Annotated in this window: 2 protein-coding genes; one reads left to right on the top strand and one right to left on the bottom strand. The window is 60.6% G+C overall.

All coding sequences use genetic code 11. The features are described 5' to 3' along the window. Window positions 1-165: 165 nt before the first annotated feature. Window positions 166-1,071 (top strand): LysR family transcriptional regulator, encoded by a 906-nt coding sequence (locus A2I95_RS32885; RefSeq protein WP_027259366.1) that lies wholly within the window; start codon window positions 166-168, stop codon window positions 1,069-1,071. 83 nt (window positions 1,072-1,154) lie between these two features. Here A2I95_RS32885 and A2I95_RS32880 read toward each other — a convergent pair whose 3' ends face one another. Then, entirely contained in the window at window positions 1,155-2,174 is a 1,020-nt protein-coding gene (locus A2I95_RS32880; protein WP_291736588.1) for an NADP-dependent oxidoreductase, read from the bottom strand. Window positions 2,175-2,184: the final 10 nt, after the last annotated feature.

Raw genomic sequence — 2,184 nt, 5'->3', positions numbered from 1 at the left:
AAAGCCGGAAGGAGGCTTCGAGATTCTGCGGCGGGAAGAATTCAAAGGAAATCTTGGGCGTCGTCATCTCAGGTCTCTCGCTAGGTTGATTTCAGCTCTTGTTGCACGCGCAGCATTGTGAGACAATTTCATAATCCTCAAGAACAACATGAGCGCAATTGAATAATGCATATTGAGTTCCGTCACCTCCGTACCATCAAGGCTATTCACGAGGCAGGCGGGTTGGCCCGCGCCGCGGATCAGCTGAACATCACCCAAAGCGCGCTGAGCCATCAGGTGAAAGGGCTGGAGGAGCAAGCGGGGGTAGAGCTGTTCATCCGGCGCTCCAAGCCGATGAAACTGTCGCCGGCGGGACTGCGCCTGTTGCGGCTGGCAGAGCAGGTTTTGCCGCAACTTGAAGCAGCACAAGCAGAATTTTCCTCTTTGCGGGATGGCAATACAGGGCGGATGCATATCGCCATCGAATGCCACGCCTGCTTCGAATGGCTGTTCCCGGTGCTGGAAGGGTTCCGCAAGAACTGGGGCGATGTGGATGTGGATATCCGGCCCGGTCTGGCGTTTGACGCGCTGCCCGCGCTGCAGAAAGAGGAGGTGGATCTGGTGGTCTCCTCCGATCCCGAGGACATCGCCGGCGTCGAGTTTATCGAGCTGTTTGATTACAATGCTGTGTTTGTTGCCTCGGCTCAGCATCCCTTGGCGGAGAAACCATTCGTTGAGGCGGCGGATTTCATCGGTCAGAACCTGATCACCTACCCGGTGGACAAGACCCGGCTGGATGTGTTCAGCCAGCTGCTGATCCCGGCGGGGATTGAGCCTGCCTCGATCCGGCAAGTGGAGCTGACGGCGGTAATACTGCTGCTGGTGGCGTCAAACCGCGGCGTGTCGGTGCTGCCGGACTGGGTGGTTCGGGAGGTGAAATATTCCTCGGATTACGTGACTCGGCCGTTGACCAAGTCCGGGATCACCCGGCGGCTTTACGCAGCTATCCGGACCGAGGATCGCGAGAAGCCTTACATGCAAGAGCTGATCCGCTTGGCCAAGGTCGAGGCGCGCAAACTGCAGCATGTTTGAGGCGGCGCAGAGCGGCCGGGCGCCGTTCCGGCTTCCGTGCCCGCTCCGCGCGGTTGCGCGATGCGCCGCCGCTGCGCCCTGCCTCAGACCAGCTTGACGATTTGCTTGCCGGTATTGCCGCCCTGCATCATCGACAGGAAGGTCTTGGGCGCGTTCTCCAACCCTTCGGCGATGTCTTCCAGGTATTTGATCTGGCCGCTGGCGATCTTGGGGGCAACCTCCTGCAGGAACTCCGGGTAGCGGTCGTAGTGGTTGAAGATGATGAAGCCGTTCACGGACAGGAATCTGGTCAGCACCGAGCGCCAGATGGCGGGGGCGGTCAGATCGGTTTCAGCGCTGTTGTACCAGGCGATCATGCCGCAGACCGGGATCCGGCCGAAGTTGTTCATATTGGGCAGCACCGCTTCCAGCACCTTGCCGCCGACGTTTTCGTAATAGATGTCGATGCCGTGCGGGCATTCAGAGGCCAGGGCTTCGCTGAGTGTTTCGGCCGATGCGTAAGCGCGGTGGTCGAGGCAGGCGTCAAAGCCGAAGGTCTCCACCGCCAGCTTGCATTTGTCAGCACCGCCCGCAATGCCGACCACGCGCAGGCCTGCCTGCTTTGCCAGCTGGCCAACCATTGACCCCACCGGGCCGGTGGCAGCCGCGACCACCAAGGTTTCACCGGCCTGCGGGCGGCCATAGGCCTCTAAGCCATGCCAAGCGGTAAACCCCGGCATGCCGAGAGCGCCAAGCGCAGTCGTAAGCGGCGCCAGCTGCGGGTCCAATTTGCGGATTTCAGACGCAGGAACGCAGGCATGGCTGGCCCAGCCGAACATGCCCAGGGCAAAGTCGCCGGCCTGGAAATCCGGGCTGTTCGATGCAATCACTTTACCAACGCCGCCGGCGGTCATGATTTCCCCGATTTCGACTGGCGGGGCATAGGACTTGCCCGCATTCATGCGTCCGCGCATATAGGGGTCCAGCGACATATAGTGAACTTTTACAATGACTTCGCCTTCGCCGGGTTGGGGCAGGTCCACCGCCTCAAGGCGGAAATTGTCTTCGCTGGCCTGGCCTTCGGGGCGGCTGGCCAGCACGATACGCTGCATCTGGTCGGGCATGGGAATATTC

Source organism: Leisingera sp. F5, from assembly GCF_001593695.1.
This window is presented reverse-complemented; position numbering and strand designations above follow the sequence as displayed.